Raw genomic sequence first — 5,267 nt, forward strand, 5'->3', positions numbered from 1 at the left:
AAAGATAAAATTGTCTTGTTTCTGGGAGACAATATCTATCCAAACGGGATGCCCCCCCGGGATCACCCGCGGCGTAAAAACGCTGAATACACTTTAAATAAGCAGTTTGAAACGGTTAAAGACAAAGCAGAACAACTCATATTTATACCCGGCAATCATGATTGGTACTCCGGGGGGCTAACGGGTCTTGCAGCGCAAGAGGCTTTTGTAAATAATTTAGAACGCACTTCATTTTTGCCTTCTTCCGGTTGCCCTATAGAAAGTGTATCCATTTCTGATGAAATTCAGTTGTTGATTGTTGACACCCAATGGTTTTTGTCAGATTGGGACAAACACCCAACAATTAACCGTGATTGCGATATTAAAACACGGGACGCCTTTTTTAGTGAAATTGCCGGTGAACTCAAAAAAAACAGTCAAAAAACCATACTTTTTGCAATGCATCACCCCATGTTTACCAATGGAATTCATGGAGGAAAACACCCGGTGAAGAAGCATCTTTTTCCATTTCAAAACAAGCTCCCATTGCCAATCTTGTCTTCAGTAATATTACAATTGAGAACACCCGGTGGATTAATCTCTCAGGACAGGTCAAATGCACGGTATCACAACTTAATGCAGCGTTTAAAAATTTTAACTAAGGATACTGAGCGACTCATTTTTATTTCAGGTCACGAACACAACTTACAGTACATAGAAGAAGAAGGTTTTAAACAAATTGTTTCCGGTTCGGCATCAAAAGTAAGCGAAGCTGCTTTGGGAAATAACGGCCTTTTTTCTTATGGTGGTCAAGGGTTTGCTATATTGGAGCTTTTTGAAGACGGAAGTTCACAGGTTCGTTATTTGGGTTATAAAGATGAGCAACCCGTTGTACTTTTTGAAACTGAAGTACACCCACCGCTAATTGAAAAAGACTTTACAGATTTACCTGCGCATTTTCAACAAACTAGGGAAGCTGCGGTATATGATTCCACAAGAACTACAAAATCGGCTTTTTTTGAAACCCTATGGGGAAAGCACTACCGCGAGATATACAGCACAAAAGTGAAGGCTCCGGTAGCCATACTCGACACTTTGTATGGTGGGCTCACGCCTGTAAGACCCGGTGGTGGAAACCAGACAAAATCATTGCGACTCATTGACAAAGACGGCAAACACTACAATATGCGGGCTCTTGAAAAAAGCGCCTTGCAGTTTCTTCAAAAATCCATTTTGAAAGATATAGATGTCAGCGAAGGTTTTGAAAATACCTTTTTAGAAGATCTGATCTATGATTTTTATACTGCGGCACACCCCTATGGTGCATTTGTAATCCCCGCCCTTTCTGATGCGGTTGATGTTTTACACACCAATCCAAAACTCTATTATGTGCCCAAACAAAAAGCCCTTGGCAAATTCAATGACGGCTATGGTGATGCCCTTTATATGATTGTGGAACGCCCTCACAACGCTTATAAAAAACAAGAACTATTTGATGGGGCCGACAAAATAAGAAGTACAGAGAATTTGTTTAAACAGTTACAGGGCAATGAGAAAAACCGGTTGGATGAAGGCACTTTTATAAGAGCCCGGCTTTTTGACATGTTAATTGGTGATTGGGACCGGCATGCAGACCAGTGGCGCTGGGCAGAATATCAGGATCAAGACGGAAAAGATATTTTTCTTCCCATACCCAGAGACCGGGATCAGGTTTTTGCAAATTTTGACGGTGCCTTTTTGGATGCAATAAGAGCATTATTGGGCATTTCCAGACAATTACACGTCTATGACGGAACACTTGACAAAAAAGACATCCAATGGTTTAATCTTGCAGGAAGCCGTCTAGACAGAGCATTGATTCAAAGAGCTACAAGAGAAGAATGGATTCATCAAGCTTCAATTATTCAAGAGCAACTCACTGATGAGGTTATTGAGAATGCCTTTAAAAAAATGCCAAAGGCTGTTCAAAACGAAATTTCAGAAGACATCAAACAAAAGCTGCGAACACGTAGAGGAAACATGGTGACCATTGCAAAAACATATTATCAATGGTTTGCACAACTGCAGGTAGTTACAGCCACAAATAAAGATGATTTTATCGATATTGAGCGATTCCAGGATGGGAGTACACGCATTAGGGTTTTTAGAAATAAAAAAGGAGAACGTGCAGACCTTCTGTTAGACCGAACTTATTACCGCAAGGAAACCAAAGAAATATGGGTATATGGCCTGGATGATGATGATACTTTTACAGTCACCGGTAACTCCCGGAACCCCATTTTAATTCGTATAATTGGTGGTCACGGTCATGATCGTTATGACATACAGCAAGGAAAACGCATCAAGATCTATGACTGGAAATCACTGCCCAATACAATTGTAAATAACAAAGGGGCTTCAATCACCTTTAGCGACGATTATGACAACAACACCTATGACCTGAACAAGCTCAAGATAAATCAAACAGCTTACTTTCCTAAAATGGGCTACAACCCAGATGACGGCATATTGATTGGCCTTTCGGGATCGTTAACCAAACATGGGTTTAAGCGCAATCCTTTTGCTGAAAAACACAATTTGTCCGGCGGGTATTATTTTGCCACCAACGGTTTTGACCTGAAGTATGACGGCACCTTTGCCAAAGTTTTAGGAAAATGGAACCTGGGGGTGGGCGCATATTTTACCTCTCCAAATTTTGCGCAGAATTTCTTTGGCTTTGGCAATGAAACGGTCAATATTGATGGCCAATTGGGAATGGATTACAACCGGGTGCGACTCAGTCAACTGGGTGGTGAATTCTCTCTAAATCAAAATAATCTTTTAGGAGTCAACTACTATTTTAAAACAGCGTTTGCTTCCATAGAAATTGAAAATTCACCGGAACGTTTTATTGCCACAACAACACAGGACATCGAGTTACGCAAAAACTTTGCAAGCCTGGAGACGGGACTCAGTTATGAGAATTACAACAACAAATTAAATCCTTCTCAGGGGATGACTTTTAATGTCCGGGCCGGGGGTACCACAAATATAGAAACGACTGAAGCCCTTTTTGGATACCTGGATGCCTCCTTAGCATTTTTCAATTCCTTGACGGCCAATAAAAAGCTAGTACTGCACACAAAAATGGCCACTCAATTGCGCTTTGGTGATGCTTTTGAATTTTATCAGGCCGCACAACTTGGTGGGAGTACAGGTTTACGTGCTTACCGCAACGAACGTTTTAGCGGGAAATCATCTTTAGTCACCGGTGCCGATTTAAGATATGCATTTACCGGCTTTAGAACAGGGTTGGTTCCTTTGCAAATAGGCGTTTTGGGCGGTTATGACGGCGGCAGGGTCTGGATGCCTTTTGAAGATTCAAACACCTGGCACAGTAGTTATGGAGGCGGTTTTTGGATTACCGGTGCAGAGAGTATTACAGGCACCTTCAACCTGTTTCACGGAAAAGAAGGTTTGCGTTTTTCTTTTTTGCTTTCAATCGGATTGTAATGAACTTATGGTAGTTTAAAAAATACATTTTACTAAAAAAGTAAAGATTGAACCCGGAAAAGAACACAATGCTTTTGTTGAAATAAAGAGCAGTAGCTCCTGTGGATAAAAGGCTGTTAAATCAATAGCCCTTTTACAGATTATGCATAAAGCACGAAAGACGGTATTTTATTTAGTTTCATTCCGGGGGAACTTGTTCCTTTGTGTAACAAACATCACTAAACCGTTGATTTTGTTTAGTATATTTCGGAAAACAATAAAACCATAAAGTTATGAAGTATTACCTATCAAAAAGATTTAAAAACGTAACACTTGATGCGTTGCGCCCAAAGGTTGAAGAAGAACTGAAAAAAGAAGGCTTTGGAATCTTAACTGAAATTGATATCCAGGCAACTATGAAAAAAAAGCTCGATAAAACCTATTTGCCTCATGTCATTCTGGGGGCTTGCAATCCGGTTTATGCCGATAAAGTGCTGAGTGTAGAACCCACCATCAGCACCATGTTGCCCTGTAATGTCACACTTCGTCAGTTGGAGTCAGGCGAAATAGAAGTAGCGATTATCGACTCTCTCGCCGCAATGGGCGTAGTTGGTAATCCTGCTCTTGAAGTACATGCCAAAGAAGTAAATGACAAATTGGAACGCGTTTTAGCAAATATTTAAATCTGTATTAACCTTATAATGGACAAACACTGTTATAACATTTCCTTAAAATGGAACGAAGGCAGAAAAGGAATTATGGAATCTCCTGAATTGCCAACCAAAATTGAAGTAGCAACACCCCCCGAATTTGATAAAGGCGTCCCCGGAATTTGGTCGCCTGAACATTTATATACCGCTTCGGTGTTAAGTTGTTTATGACTACTTTTTTAGCCATAGCAGAATACTCTAAATTAGATTTTAAAGGTTTTGACTGCGATGCAGAAGGGATTTTGGATAAAGCAGAGGGTAAGTTCTTAATGACAGAAGTGCACTTAAAGGCTCGTTTGATACTAGATGACGAATCAAAAAAAGAACGTGCCGAACGTATTTTGAATAAATCAGAAGCAGCCTGTTTGATCACTAATTCAATTAAAACCAAAGTCCACTTGGATAGTGAAATATTGATAAAGGCTTAAATATTCAACAGTACCCACCACGAGGAATTATATTCTAATGGCTTGTGGTGGTTTTTACTTCTCTAAAATAGGCTCCATCCTCCCATCAAGCTTCATTAGTTTAACTTACTTTACAATTTGGCAAAAAGCTCTAATGCAGAAAACCTTCTGCTTCAACCCTTTAATTAAGCAATTGAAAGCAGATGTTGCTTCATTGGAATAACATTACTGTAGTGTTAGCATGCTAGTATCTGTGCAGTACTGTTTTCAGTGAATGATCTCAATTCAAATATATTTCATACCCGATTTACAGGTATCTCCCCTCGGTAACAAAAGTTACTGACCCACCTTGTTTGACAGCTTACTTTTGCCCTGTCAAATTGAGAACAACGATGAAGAAAACACTAGTAGTACTTTTATCCATAGTAAGCACAGGATTGCTTCTTGCCCAGGAGCAAAAACCGCTCTCCAAAGAACAAGCTGTAAACAGCGTGCTGGAGAACAACCGCCATATTAAAATCACCGAACAGGAATTCCTGCAGGCGCGTGCCGACTACCGGCAAACCAATGCGGTGTTCCTGCCCAACATCACCGCCTCTCATACCGGGATGACCACTACCAATCCGTTGATGGCATTTGGGTCGAAGCTCAATCAGGAAATCCTGACGCAAAACGATTTCAATCCCGCGCTTTTGAACAA

General features: G+C 40.5%; 4 protein-coding genes and 1 pseudogene. All 5 read left to right on the top strand.

Going from position 1 to position 5,267, the window contains the following annotated elements:
• Window positions 1-3,471, top strand: a 3,471-nt coding sequence (locus AC6F75_RS05440; RefSeq protein WP_500713936.1) for a metallophosphoesterase, incomplete at its 5' end; no start/stop codon positions are given.
• Between the two features lie 272 nt (window positions 3,472-3,743).
• The gene (locus tag AC6F75_RS05445; protein WP_500713937.1) at window positions 3,744-4,133 is read left to right on the top strand and encodes a DUF302 domain-containing protein; all 390 of its coding nucleotides are present in this window, start codon (window positions 3,744-3,746) and stop codon (window positions 4,131-4,133) included.
• Window positions 4,134-4,151: 18 nt separating this feature from the next.
• Window positions 4,152-4,331 (top strand): hypothetical protein, encoded by a 180-nt coding sequence (locus AC6F75_RS05450; RefSeq protein ID WP_500713938.1) that lies wholly within the window; start codon window positions 4,152-4,154, stop codon window positions 4,329-4,331.
• Window positions 4,328-4,588, top strand: a complete 261-nt coding sequence (locus tag AC6F75_RS05455) for an OsmC family protein (protein ID WP_500713939.1) — start codon at window positions 4,328-4,330, stop codon at window positions 4,586-4,588. Before AC6F75_RS05450 ends, AC6F75_RS05455 begins: the two co-directional genes overlap by 4 nt.
• A gap of 371 nt (window positions 4,589-4,959) precedes the next feature.
• Window positions 4,960-5,267, top strand: a pseudogene (locus tag AC6F75_RS05460) (TolC family protein); the annotation flags it as partial.

It is taken from the genome of Planktosalinus sp. (genome assembly GCF_059864935.1).

Bases quoted from the DNA above. Each gene is read 5' to 3' on its own strand.
- AC6F75_RS05445 (WP_500713937.1), top strand. From the start codon at position 3,744: ATGAAGTATTACCTATCAAAAAGATTTAAAAACGTAACACTTGATGCG.
- AC6F75_RS05450 (WP_500713938.1), top strand. From the start codon at position 4,152: ATGGACAAACACTGTTATAACATTTCCTTAAAATGGAACGAAGGCAGA.
- AC6F75_RS05455 (WP_500713939.1), top strand. From the start codon at position 4,328: ATGACTACTTTTTTAGCCATAGCAGAATACTCTAAATTAGATTTTAAA.